17 protein-coding genes and 1 tRNA gene are annotated in these 17,256 nt (G+C 73.1%); 8 read left to right on the forward strand and 10 right to left on the reverse strand.

Annotation, left to right across the window (positions count from 1 at the left end):
• Positions 1-43 precede the first annotated feature (43 nt).
• From ACVW07_RS07025 to ACVW07_RS07035, 3 genes are all read left to right on the forward strand, one after another.
• Complete coding sequence (locus tag ACVW07_RS07025; protein WP_456818535.1) at positions 44-916, forward strand: alpha/beta fold hydrolase; 873 nt, start codon at positions 44-46, stop codon at positions 914-916.
• Positions 909-1,496 (forward strand): TetR-like C-terminal domain-containing protein, encoded by a 588-nt coding sequence (locus ACVW07_RS07030; protein ID WP_456818536.1) that lies wholly within the window; start codon positions 909-911, stop codon positions 1,494-1,496. Before ACVW07_RS07025 ends, ACVW07_RS07030 begins: the two co-directional genes overlap by 8 nt.
• A gap of 345 nt (positions 1,497-1,841) precedes the next feature.
• A complete protein-coding gene (locus tag ACVW07_RS07035; protein WP_456818537.1) occupies positions 1,842-2,411 on the forward strand; it encodes an aromatic ring-opening dioxygenase LigA in 570 nt (189 codons plus the stop codon).
• A gap of 271 nt (positions 2,412-2,682) precedes the next feature.
• Here the strand turns inward: ACVW07_RS07035 and ACVW07_RS07040 are convergent, their stop codons facing one another.
• From ACVW07_RS07040 to ACVW07_RS07050, 3 genes are all read right to left on the reverse strand, one after another.
• On the reverse strand, positions 2,683-3,723 hold the full coding sequence (locus tag ACVW07_RS07040) for an acetylxylan esterase (protein WP_456818538.1): 1,041 nt from the start codon (positions 3,721-3,723) through the stop codon (positions 2,683-2,685).
• Positions 3,724-3,823: 100 nt separating this feature from the next.
• The gene (locus tag ACVW07_RS07045) at positions 3,824-5,230 is read right to left on the reverse strand and encodes a cystathionine beta-synthase (RefSeq protein WP_456818539.1); all 1,407 of its coding nucleotides are present in this window, start codon (positions 5,228-5,230) and stop codon (positions 3,824-3,826) included.
• Positions 5,231-5,328: 98 nt separating this feature from the next.
• Positions 5,329-6,159, reverse strand: a complete 831-nt coding sequence (locus ACVW07_RS07050; protein ID WP_456818540.1) for a Bax inhibitor-1/YccA family protein — start codon at positions 6,157-6,159, stop codon at positions 5,329-5,331.
• Positions 6,160-6,355: 196 nt separating this feature from the next.
• On the opposite strand from ACVW07_RS07050, the gene ACVW07_RS07055 reads away from it, so the two are divergent.
• From ACVW07_RS07055 to ACVW07_RS07070, 4 genes are all read left to right on the forward strand, one after another.
• Complete coding sequence (locus ACVW07_RS07055) at positions 6,356-7,315, forward strand: ABC transporter ATP-binding protein (RefSeq protein WP_456818541.1); 960 nt, start codon at positions 6,356-6,358, stop codon at positions 7,313-7,315.
• The gene (locus ACVW07_RS07060) at positions 7,312-8,166 is read left to right on the forward strand and encodes an ABC transporter permease (protein ID WP_456818542.1); all 855 of its coding nucleotides are present in this window, start codon (positions 7,312-7,314) and stop codon (positions 8,164-8,166) included. Before ACVW07_RS07055 ends, ACVW07_RS07060 begins: the two co-directional genes overlap by 4 nt.
• 178 nt (positions 8,167-8,344) lie before the next feature.
• Positions 8,345-8,818 (forward strand): MarR family winged helix-turn-helix transcriptional regulator, encoded by a 474-nt coding sequence (locus tag ACVW07_RS07065; protein WP_456818543.1) that lies wholly within the window; start codon positions 8,345-8,347, stop codon positions 8,816-8,818.
• A gap of 42 nt (positions 8,819-8,860) precedes the next feature.
• Positions 8,861-9,721 carry a siderophore-interacting protein gene (locus ACVW07_RS07070; RefSeq protein ID WP_456818544.1) on the forward strand — a complete coding sequence of 287 codons (861 nt, stop codon included), beginning with the start codon at positions 8,861-8,863 and terminating at the stop codon, positions 9,719-9,721.
• A 6-nt stretch (positions 9,722-9,727) separates the two neighbouring features.
• Here the strand turns inward: ACVW07_RS07070 and ACVW07_RS07075 are convergent.
• From ACVW07_RS07075 to ACVW07_RS07105, 7 genes are all read right to left on the reverse strand, one after another.
• Positions 9,728-9,804, reverse strand: a tRNA-Leu gene (locus ACVW07_RS07075).
• A 121-nt stretch (positions 9,805-9,925) separates the two neighbouring features.
• Entirely contained in the window at positions 9,926-11,425 is a 1,500-nt protein-coding gene (locus ACVW07_RS07080) for an NAD(P)/FAD-dependent oxidoreductase (protein WP_456818545.1), read from the reverse strand.
• 112 nt (positions 11,426-11,537) lie between these two features.
• The gene (locus tag ACVW07_RS07085) at positions 11,538-13,046 is read right to left on the reverse strand and encodes a GH1 family beta-glucosidase (RefSeq protein WP_456818546.1); all 1,509 of its coding nucleotides are present in this window, start codon (positions 13,044-13,046) and stop codon (positions 11,538-11,540) included.
• 39 nt (positions 13,047-13,085) lie between these two features.
• On the reverse strand, positions 13,086-14,294 hold the full coding sequence (locus ACVW07_RS07090) for a hypothetical protein (RefSeq protein WP_456818547.1): 1,209 nt from the start codon (positions 14,292-14,294) through the stop codon (positions 13,086-13,088).
• Positions 14,291-14,620, reverse strand: a complete 330-nt coding sequence (locus ACVW07_RS07095; RefSeq protein WP_456818548.1) for a PadR family transcriptional regulator — start codon at positions 14,618-14,620, stop codon at positions 14,291-14,293. Before ACVW07_RS07095 ends, ACVW07_RS07090 begins: the two co-directional genes overlap by 4 nt.
• Before the next feature lie 305 nt (positions 14,621-14,925).
• Complete coding sequence (locus tag ACVW07_RS07100; RefSeq protein ID WP_456818549.1) at positions 14,926-15,879, reverse strand: Ppx/GppA phosphatase family protein; 954 nt, start codon at positions 15,877-15,879, stop codon at positions 14,926-14,928.
• Positions 15,880-15,899: 20 nt separating this feature from the next.
• Complete coding sequence (locus ACVW07_RS07105) at positions 15,900-16,403, reverse strand: DUF501 domain-containing protein (RefSeq protein WP_456818550.1); 504 nt, start codon at positions 16,401-16,403, stop codon at positions 15,900-15,902.
• A 167-nt stretch (positions 16,404-16,570) separates the two neighbouring features.
• Between ACVW07_RS07105 and ACVW07_RS07110 the strand changes: the two genes are divergently transcribed.
• On the forward strand, positions 16,571-17,227 hold the full coding sequence (locus tag ACVW07_RS07110) for a DUF6318 family protein (protein WP_456818551.1): 657 nt from the start codon (positions 16,571-16,573) through the stop codon (positions 17,225-17,227).
• The last annotated feature ends 29 nt before the right edge of the window (positions 17,228-17,256 follow it).

The following is a 17,256-nucleotide window of genomic DNA, read 5'->3' on the forward strand; positions in this document are numbered from 1 at the left end:
CTCACCTCTTGACCGGCTTGGCTAATGCCATTAGCTTTTCTCCATGACCACCACGGTGCACCACCTGCAGCGGCCCGAGGGCCGCATCGCCTACACGGTCGACGGCCCGGCGCAGGCCCCGCTCGTCGTCCTGGTCCCGGGCATGGGCGACCTGCGCAGCACGTGGCGCGAGCTCGTCGGCCCCCTCCTCGAGTCCGGTCACCGCGTCGCCGTCATGGACCTGCGCGGCCACGGCGACTCCGACACCACGTTCACCACCCACGGCGACGTCGTGACCGGGCAGGACGTCCTCGCGCTGGTCGAGCACCTCGGCGGCCCCGCCGTCCTGGGCGGCAACTCCATGGGCGCCAGCGCGGCCGCATGGGCGGCCGCCGAGCGCCCGGACCTCGTCGCCGGCCTCGTGCTCACCGGACCGTTCCTGCGCGAGCCGTCCCTGCCCGCCGTCGTGACGGCCACCATGCACGGGCTCGAGCGCGCCCTGTTCGCCCGCCCGTGGGGCGCCGCCGTGTGGGCGGCCTACTACCGCGGGTACCTCAACCGCGGCACGAAGGCGCCGTGGCTCGACGAGCACGTCGCCGACCTGCGCGCGGCGATGAAGGACCCCGCTCACCTGCGCTCGTTCCGGCACCTCACCGTCCAGCTCACGCACGCCCCGGTGGAGGCGCGCGTGCCCGAGGTCGTCGCCCCCGCCGTCGCGTTCGTCGGCGCCGTCGACCCCGACTTCAAGGACCCGGCGGCCGAGGCCGAGTGGATCCGCGGTGCCATCGACGCCGACGTCACGCTGATCCCCGAGGTCGGCCACTACCCGCAGAACCAGGCACCCGAGGTCGTCGTCCCCCGCACCCTGGCCTTCCTCCAGGGGCTCCCCCGGGACGCCGCCGGGAGGTTCCAGGTCCGGGCCTCCACCCGTGCCTAGGGCGGGCCTCGACCGGGCCGCCGTCGTCGCGATCGCCCTGGCGGTCGTCGACGACGGCGGGCCGACCGGGTTCACCGACCTGACGCTCGCGGCCGTCGCCGCTCGTGCCGGGGTCGCGGTGCCCAGCCTGTACAAGCACGTCGACGGCCTGCCCGCGCTGCGCCGCGAGGTCGCGCTGACGTGCGTGACGGAGCTCGGCGAGCGGCTCGCGGCCGTCCGCGCCCAGCACGACGGCCCCGACCGCCTGCGGGCCATCGCCCAGGCGGTGCGCGACCTGGCACACCGCTCCCCCGGCCGCTACCAGGCCGTGCAGGGCGGGCTGTGGATCCACGACCCCGCCGGGGACGCCGTGCGCGCCGCCGGCGGAGCGGTCGTCGCCGAGCTGTCCGCCGCCGTCGCCGAGCTCGGGGTCCCCGCCGCACGCCATATCGACGCGGTCCGTGCGGTACGCGCCGCCGTGCACGGTTTCGTGGCCCTCGAGCTCGACGGCGGCTTCGGCATGCCCGACGACGTCGACCGGTCGTTCGAGTTCCTGGTCGAGGGCCTCGTGGGCGGCCTGCAGCGGGTGGCAGTGACCTAGGTCCCGGGTGCGGGTTGCGCGGGTGCGGTCGGATGGCGGTCATGACCCCGGGTCCGGCGGGTGCGGTCGGCCGGGGCAGCAGGGGGCGACCGCCGGTGCGTGGGGATGCGTGGCCGGCAAGGAGGAGGGCACGTCCGGGCTCCCCGGTGCGGACGCGCCCTCCTCCGCGCGCGCCCACGACCGTCCGCGCCACGTGCACTGACCTGCGGCGTCATCTCACCCGCTCCTGGGACCTGGGTCCCGAGGGGATCGCTCGGCGGTGGGCAACGATCTCCACATGAGCCCGATCGGCTCTTCGGGTCCGAGAGACCCGCACACCGGGGGAACTCGAAGGAGTCCAACGACATGAGCACCACCACCGCTCGTCCCGCATCCCGCACCGGCCTGCTCGGCATCATCGTCATGGTCCTGGGCGGCATCTTCCTCGTCTCCGGCGCCGTCACGTGGGCGGCGGTGTCGAGCAACCTCAAGGCGGAGAACATCACCGTCTCGCCCGACGCCTCGCACTTCGGCGGGCAGCTCGTCGACACGCCGTGGGAGGCGTTCGCCCAGGCGGACATCATCAAGCACCACGCGCTCAAGGCGACGGGCGGCCAGACGTACGCCGAGGTCAGCGGCCAGGCGAAGGCGCTCGGCGACAAGCTCACCGCGGAGGGCAAGACGCCCGCCGAGATGAACGCCGACCCCGAGTACGCGAAGATCAACGGCCTCAAGGGCACGGTCATGACCGGCTCGTTCCTGCGGGCGTCGCTGTTCACCTCGGTCGTCGCCTTCGGTGTCGCGCTCCTGGTCATGGGCCTCGGCGTGGCGTTCGGCCTCACCGGCTGGGCGATCCGGTCGATGTCCGGCGCCACCGCCGCGGTGACCGCACCCTCGACCGCGCGAGTCACGCAGCCGGTGCTCGCCACCGCCTGACCTGCGCGGCGGCGTGCCCGCCGCGAGCACGACCACCGGTGAGCACAGCCACCGCGAGCATGACCACCGGGAGCACGACCACCGGCGAGGCCGGCACCCCACGCGGGTGCCGGCCTCCACGCGTCGGGGTGGGATCCTCGGACCGCCCGGCCGGCGGCGCGAGGGCGTCACCAGTCCGATGCGGGCCGCCGGCGTCCGACGGTACCGGCCGCCCGCGCCAGCTCGGCGGGGTGCGGCGGACATCACCGCCCTGGCGCCGTCCCCCCCACTCTCAGTCGGCAGTTCCCGCCGCGCCCGCCGCGGTCGCCTCGGCCCGGCTGTCGAGCCTCGCGCCGAGCCACCGGATCTGCCGGTCGACCTGGTAGGCCTGTCCGCCCTCGTGGTTGTTGTAGGGGTACACCTGGATCTCCGTCGGGGGCCGCTCCGGGGCCAGGCCCGCGTAGTGGTTGTACGCCGCGTACACGGTCGACGGCGGGCAGGTGACGTCCCGCAGGGCGACGGAGAACAGCGCAGGGGCGCTCGCGCGTCGGGCGAAGTGCACCCCGTCGAGGTACGACATGGTCCGGAACACCATCTCCTCGCGGTCCCGGTGCACCGCGAGGTAGTCCACGAGCTCGCCGTGCGGCTTGGCGTCGCTGATGTCCACCGCACGGCGGTAGTGGCACATGAACGGCACGTCCGGCATCACGGCGACGAGCCCGTCGGCCAGGGCGCCGACCGCCAGCGCGAGACCGCCGCCCTGGCTGATCCCCGTCACGGTGACCCGGTCGGCGTCGACGCCCGGCAGTGCCCGGACCGCGTCGACCGCGCGCACCGCGTCGGTGATCAGCCGGCGGTAGTAGTGGTCTGCCGGATCCTCGATTCCGCGGGTCATCACGCCGGGGAACGCCGGGCCGGTGCCCACGGGGTCGGCGGTGTGGCCACCGCTCCCCCACGCCGACCCCTGCCCGCGCGTGTCCATGACAAGGTGCACGTAGCCCGCAGCCGCCCATGCGAGCCGCTCGTGCGCGAGCCCGCGACCGCCGCCGTACCCGAGGAGCTCGACGACCGCCGGCAGCCGCTGTCCCGACTCCGCACTGCCTGCGGGCCGGGTGACCCAGGCCTTGATCGGGTGCCCGCCGAAGCCGGCGAACGTCACGTCGTCGGTGTCGACGAGCCGCAGACCCGTGTCGGTCCGGACCGCGGTGAGCGCGAGGTCGTGCGCACGGGCCTCGACGAGGGTCGAGGACCAGAACACGTCGAAGTCTGCCGGCTCGTCGAGCTCGGGCAGGTAGCGCTCGAGCTCGGGCAGGGGGAGGTCGAACAGGGCCATCGTGCTCCCTCGGACGGCGGTGCACGCCGGCGGTGGTCGTCGGCGCGGCGGGACGGTGCACCGGCGGCGGCCGTGCGCTCAGCGGAGGGTACCCGGGAGGTCAGCGGGCAAGGAAGCCGAGCAGGTCGTGCCGGGTGAGCACGCCGACGGGCGCGCCGTCGTCGACGACCATGAGCGCGTCGGCCTCCTGCAGTGCGGCCCGGGCGCTCTGGACGCCCTCGCCCACGCCGATGAGGGGCAGCGGCGGGGACATGTGCCGGTCCACCCGGTCGGAGAGCGCCGCAGCGCCGGCGAACACCGCGTCGAGCAGCGCCCGCTCGGAGACGGCCCCGGCGACCTCGCCGATCTTCACGGGCGGCTCCGCACCGACCACGGGCATCTGCGAGACGCCGTACTCGTGCAGGATCTCGATGGCGTCGCGCACGGTCTCGTTGGGGTGGGTGTGCACCAGGTCCGGCAGCGCGCCGGTCTTCGTCCTGAGCACGTCCGCCACGGTGGCACCCTCGTGGGCGGCCAGGAAGCCGTACGACCGCATCCACGAGTCGTTGAAGATCTTCGACAGGTAGCCGCGCCCGCCGTCCGGAAGGATCACGACGATCACGGCCCGGGCGGCCGCCTCGGGCTCCCGTTCCTGCAGCGCCCGCGCGTAGCGCAGCGTCGCCTCGACGGCCATGCCGCAGGACCCCCCGACGAGCAGGCCCTCCTCGCGGGCCAGCCGGCGGGTCATCGCGAACGAGTCGGCGTCCGAGACCGCGATGATCTCGTCGGGCACGGTCGGGTCGTACGCGGGGGGCCAGAAGTCCTCGCCGACGCCCTCGACGAGGTACGGCCGTCCGTCCCCGCCCGAGTAGACGGACCCCGCCGGGTCGGCGCCGACCACGACCACCCGGCCGCCGTCGGCCGCGGGCCGTCCCGCCGACACCTCGTGCAGGAACCGGCCGGTCCCGGTGATCGTTCCCCCGGTGCCGACGCCCGTGACGAGGTGGGTGACCCGCCCCTCGGTGTCCGCCCAGATCTCTGGCCCGGTGCTCTCGTAGTGGCTCGCCGGGCCGTTCGGGTTGGCGTACTGGTTGGGCTTCCAGGCGCCGTCGATCTCCAGCACCAGCCGGTCGGAGACCGAGTAGTACGAGTCGGGGTGGTCCGGGGGAACCGCCGTCGGTGTGACGACCACCTCGGCGCCGTACGCCCGCAGCACGTCCCGCTTGTCCTGGCTGACCTTGTCCGGGCAGACGAACACGCAGCGGTACCCCTTGCGCTGCGCGACGAGCGCGAGGCCGACACCGGTGTTCCCGCTGGTCGGCTCGACGATCGTGCCACCGGGCCGCAGGGCGCCGCTCGCCTCCGCGGCCTCGATCATCTTCGCCGCGATGCGGTCCTTCACGGACCCGCCGGGGTTCAGGTACTCCACCTTGGCGAGGATCGTCGCCGTCAGGCCGTCGGTCACGGACGAGAGCCGGACGAGCGGGGTGCCGCCCACGAGCTCGGAGATGTGCTCTGCGTACCTCACGTCCCGAGTCTGCCTCGGCGCGTCACGGATGACGCGCCGAGGCGCGCACTCACAGGCGGGCGGTCACCGGACGGCCACCGTCGTGGCGGCCCGGACGGTCACTGTCGGAAGATCGCGAGCAGGCGCAGCAGCTCGAGGTACAGCCAGACGAGCGTCACGACGAGGCCGAACGCCGCGTACCAGGCGTACTGCGACGGCACACCCTGCTCCACGCCGCGCTTGATCGAGTCGAAGTCGATGACCAGGCTCGCGGCCGCGAGAGCCACGGCCACCAGTCCGACGGCGACGCCCATCCAGCCGCTCCGCAGTGGTCCGTACACGCCGCCGCCGACCCCGAAGAGCATCAGGACGAGGTTGAGCAGCGAGAAGACGAGGTAGCCGACGAGGCCGAGCAGCACCATGCGCTGGAACTTCGGGGTGACGCGGACCTTGCCGGACCGGAAGAGGAACAGCGACGTGGCGAACACCGCGAGGGTGCCGAGCACGGCCTGCCCGACGATGCCCTTGAACGCCTCTTCGTAGTACCTGCTGAGACCACCGAGGAACATGCCCTGCGCGACGGCGTACAGCATGATGAGCGGCGGGCTCGGCTTGCGCTTGAAGGCGTTGACCAGGCCGAGCACCAGGCCGGCCATCGCACCGACGATCCACAGCCCAGGGGCGACCACCCAGGTCGCCGCGGCGACGACCACGAGCAGGGCGAGCAGTCCGCCCGTGCGGATGATCACGTCGTCGTACGTCATCCGGCCCGTCTCGCGGGGACCCGCGGCGGGCATGGCGTACATCTCGTCGAGCTGCCGCGCGTCGACCGTGCGCGCGTTGCCCTGACCGGACGTCGCGGTCGCACCGCCCGGCTGCGCGGTGGTGCGGGCCCGCCGCTCGGCGGGGTCCTGGAACACGGGACTGTTGTCGAAGACGGGATTGGTCACGTCGTCCTCCTGGACGGCTCGTCGGCACGCAGAGTGCGCGTTCACCGTACCGAACGCGGGCGCACCCCGGATCGTTCCTGAGGACGACTCAGGGTCCACCCTGAACCGTCCCGGATATCCACCCAATGACGGATACAACGGCCGGGGCCAGCCCCTACTGTCGAACGGTCACAGTTTCCCCGATTGAGGACCGATGATGATCGAGGCCCAAGGCCTGACCAAGAGGTACGGCACCAAGACCGCCGTGGACGGCATCTCGTTCACGGTGCAGCCCGGCAAGGTGACGGGCTTCCTCGGCCCGAACGGCGCCGGCAAGTCGACGACCATGCGCATGATCGTCGGGCTCGACCGCCCGACGGCCGGCTCGGTGACCGTCAACGGTCGCCCCTACGACCAGCACCGCTCGCCCCTGACCGAGGTCGGGGCGCTGCTGGAGGCCAAGGCGGTCCACACGGGCCGCAGCGCCAAGAACCACCTGCGCGCGCTCGCCGCGACGCACGGCATCGGCGACAAGCGCGTCAACGAGGTCATCGACATGACCGGCCTGCATGACGTGTCCAAGCGGCGCGTCGGCGGCTTCTCGCTCGGCATGGGCCAGCGGCTGGGCATCGCCGTGGCGCTGCTCGGCGACCCGCGCACGCTCATCCTCGACGAGCCGGTCAACGGCCTCGACCCCGAGGGTGTGCTGTGGGTCCGCAACCTCGTGAAGTACCTGGCGTCGGAGGGCCGCACGGTCTTCCTCTCGTCCCACCTGATGAGCGAGATGGCCCTCACCGCCGACCACCTGGTGGTCATCGGCCGCGGCCGGATCATCACGGACGGCCCGGTGGACCAGGTCGTCAACCAGGCCACCCGCGCCACGGTGACGGTCCGTTCGCCGCAGGCCGCCCAGCTCGCCGGGCTCCTGGCCGGGCCCGACGTCACGGTGACCTCCGAGGAGCCGGGCCTGCTGCAGGTCCACGGCGCCACGGCCGAGGCCGTCGGCGAGATCGCCGCCGCCGGACGGATCGTGCTGCACGAGCTCACGCCGGTGCGCGGGTCGCTCGAGGAGGCCTACATGAGCCTCACGCAGGACGCCGTCGAGTACCACTCGGCCGCGGTCCCGGACGCCCCCGGCGCCGGCGCCGCCCCGACCCACGAGGAGATCGCCCGATGAGCACCACCACCGTCGCCCCCGCGCGGGCCGAGGTGACGCGCCCGACGACGACGTACAAGCTGTCGTTCGCCCACCTGCTCAAGTCGGAGTGGATCAAGTTCTGGTCGGTCCGCTCGACGATCTGGACGCTGTCGATCACGGCCGTGGCGCTCATCGGCTTCACGCTGCTGCTGACTTTGGCCGTCGTCAACGCGCCGGAGGGCTCCGGGGCCCCGACGAACCCGCTGGACGCCTTCAGCCTCAACGTCTACCTGGGCCCGCTCGCCGTCGCGGTGCTCGGCGCACTGTCGATCACCGGCGAGTACTCGACCGGGATGATCCGCTCCAGTCTGACGGCGGAGCCGCGCCGCCTGCCGGTGCTGTGGGCCAAGGGCATCGTGCTGACCTTCGTCGTGTTCGTCGTCTCGACGATCTCGATCGGGATCGCGGCGCTCCTGCAGGCGGCCATCTTCGGCAACAAGGACATGGCCGTCGACATCTCCGACCCGCAGACGGTGCGGGCGCTGGTCGGCTACGGCGTGTACATCGCGATGATCGGGCTGCTCTCGTTCGCGTTCGGTGCCCTGATGCGGCACTCCGCCGCGGCCATCGCGACCGTGCTCGGCGCGCTGCTCATCCTGCCGATCATGTTCAACCTCATCCCGTGGAAGCCGCTGCACGAGGCGTCGCCGTTCCTGCCGAACGTGGCGGGCTCGCAGATCACCCAGACGAACGAGCAGATCCAGGCGATGGCCGCGGCCAACCCGGACATCGTGACGCTGACGGCGTGGCAGGGCCTCGGTGTCCTCGCGGCGTACGTCGTCATCGTGCTGGCGTTCGCGGCGGTGCTGCTCAAGCGTCGGGACGCCTGAGAGCGGCGCTCGACCCGTCATGACGACGCCCGGTCGGACCCCATGGTCCGGCCGGGCGTCGTCGTTCCTGGGTGCTCGACGACGACCCACGCAGGACCGGGGCTCGATCCGCCACCTGGTGGTGCGCACGGCAGGCAGGATGGTGTCGACGAGCGTGTGCCGAGCCGGAGGTGAGCCCGTGGACGACCCCGTCCAGGACGTCGAGCTGCAGATCGCACTCCTGCTCCGCCTGGCCGACCGCAGCCGGCGACGGACCCCGCGCCTCGACGGCACGCTCGAGCGCTCCGCCTACCTGGCGCTGCGCCAGCTCGCCGCACACGGACCGTGCGGCATCAACGAGATCGCCGACCACCTGCGCCTCGACGCCTCGACGGTCACCCGCCAGGTGCTCGCCATGGAGGCCGCGGGCCACGTGACCCGGGAGCGCGACGACCACGACGGCCGCCGGGCCGTCGTGACCATGACCGGGGCGGGCGCCGAGGCCCTCGCCTCCACCCGGCAGGCGCGCGCCGAGGTGTACGACGACCTCCTCTCCGACTGGTCGCCCGACGACCGTCAGCTCCTGGCCGACCTGCTCACCCGTCTGAACGCCGACATGGACACCCGCATCGGACGCCCGCTGACGGGGAGCACCACCGCGACCGGCCGGTGAGCACCGTCCTGCCCGGCTCGGAGCCGCGGCTACCGTGACCCGGTGACCGACGCACCCGCCCGTCCGCGCCCTGCCCCGCTCGTCGGGGAGGTCCTGCGCGTCGAACGCCTCTCGCCGTCGCTCGTGCGCGTCGTGGTCGGCGGTGCCGGGCTCGCGGGCTTCGTGCCGTCCACGCACGCGGACTCGTACGTGAAGCTCGTGTTCCTGCCCCCGGCGGCGGGCACGCACCGGCCGCTGCGCGACGACGGCCGCCTCGACCTCGACGCCCTGTGCGCGGCGCTCCCGCCGCAGCAGCAGCCGCGCCGGCGGTCGTACACCGTCCGCGCGTTCGCAGGTGGCGAGCTCACGCTCGACATGGTCGTGCACGGCGACACCGGTGTCGCCGGGCCGTGGGCCGACCGCGCCCGTCCCGGCGACGAGGTGCTCCTGGTCGGGCCCGGCGGTGCCTGGTCCCCCGACCCGTCGGCGGCCTCGCACCTGTTCGCCGGCGACCTCAGCGCTCTGCCGGCGATCGCGGTCGCAGTCGAACGCCTGGCGGCCGACGCCGTCGGCCATGTCGTCGTCGAGGTGCACGGACCCGAGGACGAGCTCCCGCTCGACACACCGTCCGACGTGCAGGTCCACTGGGTGCACCTCGGCGACGGCATCCCGGGCACGGCTCTCGTCGAGCACGTGACCGCCCTGCCCGCCCTGCCCGGACCGGTCAGCGCGTTCGTCCACGGCGAGGCCGGCGCCGTGCGCGACCTGCGCAGGCACCTGCGGGTCGACCGGGGCGTGTCCCGCGACGACCTGTCGGCGTCCGGCTACTGGCGCCTGGGCGCCGACGACGAGGGCTGGCGGGCCGCCAAGCGCACCTGGCTCGCCGGCATCGAGGAGTCGGAGCTCGCGGCCGGGCTCGCCTGACCCACATGGTGCCCCCGCCGGGACTCGAACCCGGACTGGGCCGGGTTTAAGCCGGCTGCCTCTGCCGATTGGGCTACGGGGGCTCCACCGGCGGCCTCATCCTGCCAGCCCGCGCGGCCTGCCTACCGGCACGGCTCGAGCCGTCGACCCGGCACGGCTCGAGCCCCCGCCCGGTCGGGCGAGGGCTCGAGCCTGGGCACGACCTCAGCTGGCGTTCTTGGCCTCACGGCCCTTGGCGGCGGGCGAACCCGGCTCGGCCTTGATCGCCGGTAGCGACGGGTCCTTCTCACCGGGCTCCACGGCGCGCGGCTTCGCCGGCACCGACGCGGCACGGAACTCCGCACGCGGGTCGTGCAGCGCGCCCAGCGCCACGACCTCACGACGCAGCAGGAGGGACCCCGTCCAGCCGGCCGCGATGCGGATCTTGCGGTTCCACGTCGGCATCGCCGCCACGTGGTACGAGCGGTGCAGCACCCACGCGAGGAACCCGCGGACCTTGATCCGGCCGAACATCTGCGCGACGCCCTTGTACATGCCGAGCGACGCGACGGCACCGATGTTCTTGTGCTTGTACTCGGTCGGCTCGGCGGAGCGCAGCACCCGGGCGAGGTTGTCACCGAGGTGGTTGCCCTCACGGAGCGCGTGCTGGGCGTTCGGGGGGCAGAACCCGCCGGGGTTGTAGAGGTCCGGCACCGCGGCGCAGTCGCCGGCCGCGTAGGCGTCCGGGACCACGGCACCGTCGGCGTCGACGACCTGCAGCTTCGCGTTCGTGGTGACGCGGCCCATCTTGTCGAGCGGCAGGTCCGAGTTCCGCAGCACGGGGTTGGCCTTCACGCCGGCGGTCCACACGATCGTCTCGGCGTCGAACTCCGTCTTGTCCGACAGGACCACGTGGCCGTCGACGCACGAGCTGAGGAACGTGGACAGGAAGATCTCGATGTTCCGCTTGCGCAGCTGCTCCAGCGTGTAGCCGCCGAGCTCCTCGCTGACCTCCGGGAGGATGCGCGGCGAGCCCTCGACCAGGACGAACCGGAGCTCACCCTGCTCGATGGCCTTGTAGTACTTCACGGTGACGCGGGCCATGTCCTCGACCTCGGCGAGCGCCTCGATCCCGGCGAAGCCGCCACCGACGAACACGAACGTCAGCATCTTGCGGCGCAGCTCGGGGTCCCACGTGCTCGACGCGACGTCGATCCGGTTGAGCACGTGGTTGCGCAGCGCGATGGCCTCTTCGACGTTCTTGAAGCCGATGCCCTGCTCCGCGAGACCCGGGATCGGCAGCGTGCGGGCGACCGACCCGAGGCCGACGACCAGGTGGTCGTAGGTGATCCAGTACGCGTCGCCCTCCTCGGGCGTGATCTCGACGGTCCGCTCGGCGTGGTGGATCTGCGTCACCTTGCCCTGCAGCACGTCGATGCCCTTGAGCGCGCGACGGTGCAGCGCGACGACGTTGCGGGCGTCGATGGAGCCTGCGGCCGTCTCCGGGAGGAACGGCGCGTACGTCATGTACGGCCGGGGGTCGACGACCACGATGGCCGCCTCGCGCTTGCCGAGCCGCTTGCGCAGCCGGCGGGCGGTGTACAGGCCGACCGTGCCGCCGCCGAGCACGACGACGCGCGGCACCTTGCGGGGCTTGGGCCGTGGGGCGACGGCGGAGGCGCCGGAGGGGGACGCGTCGGCCGGGGCGGGGACAGTCTGGGGCATGGATTCACGGTATCGCCGCCCGACATACCCCGCCTCACCGCTGGACGGTGACGCTCGGCACACCACCTGAGCGCCTCCTGTGCGTCGCCGGACGCTGCCGTGACACCCGCCTTCACCCCGCCGGCGGCACCGCTCCTGCGGCGATCACGTCGCGGTACCAGAGCGCGCTGGCCTTGGGGGTGCGCTCCTGGGTCTCGAAGTCGACGTGGACCAGGCCCCAGCGCTGGGTCAGCCCTTCCGCCCACTCGAAGTTGTCCAGCAGCGACCACACGTAGTACCTCTGCAGGTCGACGCCGTCCTGCAGGGCCCGGGCAGCCTGCTGGAAGTGGGCGCGCAGGAACTCGGTGCGCTCCTCGTCCTGCGTGGTCCCCTGTGCCGTGCGGTCGGGGATGCCGTTCTCGGTGACCAGCAGCGGCGGCGCGTCGGGGTAGTCGCGGCTGACCCGGGTCAGCACGTCGTACAGGCCCTCCGGGCGGATCTGCTGCCACGGGGCGTCGGACTGCGGCGCGATCGTCACGACGTTGCCCGTCCGGTCGATGCCGGCGACGCCGTAGTACTGGACGGCGAGCACGTCGAGCGGCTCGCTGATCGCGTCGAGGTCGCCCGGGTGGACCAGCGCCCGGAACGCCGCCGGGTCGGCGGGGACCTGGCCGGCCTCCTCACCGATCGCGTCGTCGGGGTACGCGCCGAGCAGCACCGGGTCGAGGTACAACCGGTTCTCGACCGCGTCCGCCCTCGTGGTCGCCTCCTGCGCGCCGTCGCCCGACGGGTAGACGGGCAGCAGGTTGAGCGCGATCCCGATGCCGCCCTTCGCCCCGCTCTCGCGGAACCGCCGCACGGCGAGCCCGTGCGCGAGCAGCTGGTGGTGCACGGCGGCGACGTACTGCTCGACGTCCGCGGCGCCCGGCGCGTGGTACGGCGTGCCGTAGCCGACGGCGGCCGTCGTCTTCGGCTCGTTGATGGTGAGCCAGGTCGCGTCGACGTCGCCGAGCGCCCCGAACATGATCCCGGCGTAGTCGGCGAAGCGGTCCGCCGTGTCCCGCACGGCCCAGCCGCCCGCGTCCTGCAGAGGCTGGGGAAGGTCCCAGTGGTAGAGCGTGACAGCGGGCGCGATGCCGCGCGCGACGAGCCCGTCCACGAGGCGGCGGTAGAAGTCGACGCCCGGCTGGTTGACCGGTCCCGAACCGGCCGGCTGGATCCGCGGCCACGCCACCGAGAACCGGTAGGTCTGCAGGCCGAGGTCGACCATGAGGTCGAGGTCCTGCTCCCACCGCCGGTAGTGGTCCGCCGCCGGGTCACCTGTCGCACCGCCGGCGACGTTGCCCGGGACCGCCGCGAAGGTGTCCCAGATCGACGGGCCGCGGCCGTCCGCCGTCGTCGAGCCCTCCACCTGGAACGCCGAGGTGGCCGCGCCGAAGAGGAACGCGGCGGGGAACGTCATCGGGTCCGAGGGCGGAGCCCAGGCACTGCGCGTCGGCGTCGGCGAGTCGGGGCCGGCGTCGTCCGGCGTGCAGGCCGCGAGGGCTCCGAGGGCGACGAGTCCCCCGCCGAGCCGGAGGGCGGTCCGGCGGTCCACGGGCAGGTCCCAGGGGCGGGTTGTGGGTCGTGCACGGTCGGGCATGTCGTTGCTCCTTGTCGAGGCCCGCCCCGGGTGTCGCGGTCAGCCGTCGGCCGGCGCGGTCCGCTCCGGGGTCGGCGTCGTGGTGGGGCCGGGGCTCACGTCACCCGGCGTGGTCGGCGTCGGGCTCGTCGACGGGTGGCCCGACGCGCTCACGGTCCCGTCCGCCGCCGCCGGCAGATCCCCCGGACCGGCGAGCGCGGGCGCCTTCGCGAACGGCCACGGTGGCGTGCCCGCCGTCAACCCGACCCGGAGCACGGGCGCGCCGTCGTCGTTGTACACGAACTGCGCGGACGGTGCCCCGCGCAAGGGGTACACGTTCCAGCGGGAACGCCCGTCGGCGTCCGCGGCCGGGACGAACGACCAGGGCTCATCGGCCTCCGGGAACCAGAACTGGCCGCGTCCGTCGTCGAAGGTGGTGCGGACCGGGCGGCCACGGTCGTCGTAGACCTGCACGTCCTGCAGCGGGTTGCCCTGCGCGTCGTACACGAACAGGTTGCTCACCTGGATGCCGTCGACCACCACGCCGTCGACAGGCCGGTCCTGGTAGACGGTCTGCCCGTCACCGTTCAACGCCCCCGACGCCCAGGCGCTGTACACGGCCTCGACCCGGTCGTACTGGGCGTGCATCGTCACCAGGACGGGCAGCGCCGCGACGACGACCACCGTGTTGGCGAGCACCGGGAGCCACCGGGTGCCGCGCGACTGGAACCATGCGCCCCGGCCCCACTGCACGCTGAGCACGACCAGCCCAACCAGCACGAGCCACTCGACGAGCTCCCGCGGCATCCACGCCATCCGGTGCCTGCCGAGCACCACCGCGCTGCAGAGCTGGAGCACCAGCCACCCTCGCAACACCCACCACACCGGTCGGAGCGACACCAGGAAGGACTCCGCCGGAGGCCACCACGCCTGCGAGCGCAGCGCCACGAGCATCCCGCGGCCCAGCCGCTGCGCCTGCTCCACCGGGTCGGGGAAGAGCTGGTCCCAGCGTGACCGCCTGCCGTCCGCGGGTGCCAGGCCAGAGGCCGCCCGCAGCTCGGCGGCGTAGGCCTCGGGCGTCCCGAACTGCTCGACGAGCCCCTGGCCGTGCGCCGTGCGGCGCTCGTCGGCGAGGGCGTCGGCGAGGTCGGCCTCGAGGTCGTCGGTGAGGTCGTCGACCTGCTCCTGCTCCAGCCCGACGAGGCTGCGGCGCACGGCCGTGGCGTAGCCGGCGACGTCCAGGCCGGTGGGGTCTGCGGGCATGCTCATCGCACGGTCTCCGTCCCGAGCAGCCGGGCCATGGTGCCCGCGAACTCCTGCCAGTCCTTGCGCTGCGCCTCGAGCATCGCCCGGCCCTGGGCGTTGATGCCGTAGTACTTGCGGTGCGGACCCTCGTCGCTCGGCACCACGTAGGACGTCAGCGCGCCCGACGAGTACAGCCTGCGCAGCGTGCCGTACACGGACGCGTCGCCGACCTCGTCGATGCCCGCGTTCCGCAGCCGTCGGACGACGTCGTAGCCGTACCCGTCCTCGTCCGCGACCACCGCCAGGACGGCCAGGTCGAGCACCCCCTTGAGCAGCTGGGTGGTGTCCATGCGACCTCCCTCGTCTCGCGCGCACCGGCCGCCCTGGAAGGCGCCGCGATGTCTGGTGCGGGGACCCCCTCAGGTCCCCGCACGTCGGACGGTAGTGCACACTGCGCACTACCGTCCAGGGCGGCACACCGGCGCGGACGGCCCGAGTCGCGCGACCCCGTCGGCGGGAGCGGGCTCGCCGCCGGGACACGGTCGGCGGGAGTGAGCCCGCCGTTGGGACCCTCTCAGCGGGAGCGAGCCCGCCGTTGGGACCCTGTCAGCGGGAGCGGGCGTCCCGGCCGAGCCTGCCGGTCGGTGGCGACGGATCAGGCCTCGGCCGCGCTCCAGGCGACGCCGTCGAGGATGTCGTGCTCGGACGTCACCACGTCCGTCAGGCTGCCTCCGGCAGCGGCCACCTCGTCGCGCACCCTGCTCACCACCTCGTGCCACAGCAAGGCGCCGGCCCCGATCACGTCGACCCGGCCCGGGTGCATGAAGCCGAGGGCGGCGCGTTCCGCGTGGGACCGGCTCAGGAGGTCGTCGCACGCCGCCAGCACCGTCTCCACCGGGAGCACGGCGCCGTCGATGACGGCGGGCTGGTAGCTGTCGAGGCCGAGTCCGTGCGCGGTCACGGTCGTGATCGAACCCGCGAGCCCCACCAGCGTCACGGCCTTGCCGAGCGGCACCACCGCCGAGGCCACGTCGAGCGCCGCGCGCACGTCTGCCTTGGCGGCCGCGATCTCGTCGGCGGTCGGCGGGTCGCCGAGCAGGTGGCGCTCCGTGATCCGGACGCTCCCGACGTCCATCGAGAACGCCGCGTCCGGCGCCGCCGTGCCGAGGACCAGCTCCGTCGAGCCACCGCCCAGGTCCACGACCAGGTACGGCCCCGGGTGGCGCGCGGCGAGCACGCCCGTGGCCCCGCGGAACGAGAGCGCGGCCTCCTCGGTGCCCTCCAGCACCTCCGGCTCCACCCCGAGCGCGTCCAGCACGCCGGTGACGAACTCCGCCCGGTTCTCGGCGTCGCGCGACGCCGACGTGGCGACGAAGCGCACCGCCTCGACACCGAGGTCGTCGCAGATCCGCCCGTACCGCTGCGCGGCGTCGAGCGTGCGCGCCATCGCCTCGGGGGCGATCCGGCCCGTCCGGTCGACACCCTGCCCGAGCCGCACCACCTCCGAGCGGCGGTCCAGGTCGACGAGCGTGCCCGCCTCCCGGTCCACGTCCGCCACGAGCAGACGGATGGAGTTGGTCCCGCAGTCGATGGCTGCCACGCGCGTCACGCCCGTCATCCTTGCACCGGTCAGCACGTGCACCGGTCCGGCCGCCACTCGTCCCGGACCAGCGCCAGCGCCTCGTCGCCCACGGGGTTCACGCCCGGGCCGGCCGCGAGTGCGTGCCCCACCAGGACGTGCAGGCACTTCACGCGCGTCGGCATCCCCCCTGCCGAGATGCCCGCGATCTCCTCGACGTGCCCGAGAGCCTCCCGGTCCGCGAGGTACGCCTCGTGCGCCCGACGATGGCCTGCCGCGAGCTCCTCGTCGTCCTGGATCCTCGCCGTCAGCTCCTTCATGACGCCCGACGCCTCCAGCGTGCTGACCGCGGCGACCGCAGGCGGGCACGTCAGGTAGTACGTCGTCGGGAACGGCGTGCCGTCGTCCAGCCGCGGGGCTGTGCGGACCACCAGCGGCCGGCCGCACACGCACCTCGCCGCCACGCCGACCACGCCGCGCGGAGGACGCCCGAGCTGTTCGGCCAGCACCGCCAGGTCCTGGTCCGTGACGGTCGTGTCAGGGGTGGGCGGCATGCGGGTCCTGTTCGCGTCGGGCGGTCCGGCGCGGCCGCGGTGCGGCGTGCGGCGGGGGCGGTCGGCCTCCATTGTCTCCCGGGACTGCGGGCCTCGGTCATCGCTGGTCATCCACAGGCTGGGTCGGGCCTCGTTCCGGGATGCGCGGTTCCAGTAGGTTCGCGGCCATGCCTCACCGCCGTGCAGCCGTCCGACGCGTCGTCGCGATCCTTCTGTCCGGGGTGGCGTGCGCGGCTCTCGGCGGGTGCACCGGCGAGGGGCCAGGGTTGCGGCCGGCGCCTTCGACCGCGGCGCCGTGGCTGACGGAGAGCGCGACGCCCACCCCTACGCCCACGATCAGCACCCCGGCCCCGGCGCCAGGTGTGACTGCCGCTCTCCCAGACGGAGTGAAGCCAGCTCCACCCTCGGGCATGGAAGGAGCGCCGTCGCCCGAGCTCGCAGCCGCAGTACTTGCGTACTTCCTGCAACTCGGTCCCTACGCACAGAACACGGGCGACCTGTCAGACATCAAGGCGCTCAGCGATCCGGAGTGCTTGTTCTGTGCGAGCGAGATCGACGGTGTAGCAGGAATGGTCAACAACCAGATCCACTCTGTCGGTGGAGGCGTGTCCATCGCCGAGCCAGCGGTGACAGAACTGGACGCGGGCCATTGGTACACGGTTGACCTGATCATGCATGAGGCGCCGTCTCACGAAGAAAATCAGTTCGGGACGCTGACGAAGGACTACCCGGAGGAAAGCACCTATAAGGTCCAAGGCATCGTTCTCTATCGAGATGGTGCGTGGACCGTTCGGGGCGTTTCTCATGAGAAGGTCGGCCCTTGACGGCACGCGGGCGCCTCTCCGCCGTCGCT

The sequence above is a fragment of the Cellulomonas sp. URHB0016 genome (assembly GCF_054057935.1).

Bases quoted from the DNA above. Each gene is read 5' to 3' on its own strand.
- ACVW07_RS07025 (WP_456818535.1), top strand. From the start codon at position 44: ATGACCACCACGGTGCACCACCTGCAGCGGCCCGAGGGCCGCATCGCC.
- ACVW07_RS07035 (WP_456818537.1), top strand. From the start codon at position 1,842: ATGAGCACCACCACCGCTCGTCCCGCATCCCGCACCGGCCTGCTCGGC.
- ACVW07_RS07040 (WP_456818538.1), bottom strand. From the start codon at position 3,723: ATGGCCCTGTTCGACCTCCCCCTGCCCGAGCTCGAGCGCTACCTGCCC.
- ACVW07_RS07055 (WP_456818541.1), top strand. From the start codon at position 6,356: ATGATCGAGGCCCAAGGCCTGACCAAGAGGTACGGCACCAAGACCGCC.
- ACVW07_RS07060 (WP_456818542.1), top strand. From the start codon at position 7,312: ATGAGCACCACCACCGTCGCCCCCGCGCGGGCCGAGGTGACGCGCCCG.
- ACVW07_RS07080 (WP_456818545.1), bottom strand. From the start codon at position 11,425: ATGCCCCAGACTGTCCCCGCCCCGGCCGACGCGTCCCCCTCCGGCGCC.
- ACVW07_RS07085 (WP_456818546.1), bottom strand. From the start codon at position 13,046: ATGCCCGACCGTGCACGACCCACAACCCGCCCCTGGGACCTGCCCGTG.
- ACVW07_RS07090 (WP_456818547.1), bottom strand. From the start codon at position 14,294: ATGAGCATGCCCGCAGACCCCACCGGCCTGGACGTCGCCGGCTACGCC.
- ACVW07_RS07095 (WP_456818548.1), bottom strand. From the start codon at position 14,620: ATGGACACCACCCAGCTGCTCAAGGGGGTGCTCGACCTGGCCGTCCTG.
- ACVW07_RS07105 (WP_456818550.1), bottom strand. From the start codon at position 16,403: ATGCCGCCCACCCCTGACACGACCGTCACGGACCAGGACCTGGCGGTG.
- ACVW07_RS07110 (WP_456818551.1), top strand. From the start codon at position 16,571: ATGCCTCACCGCCGTGCAGCCGTCCGACGCGTCGTCGCGATCCTTCTG.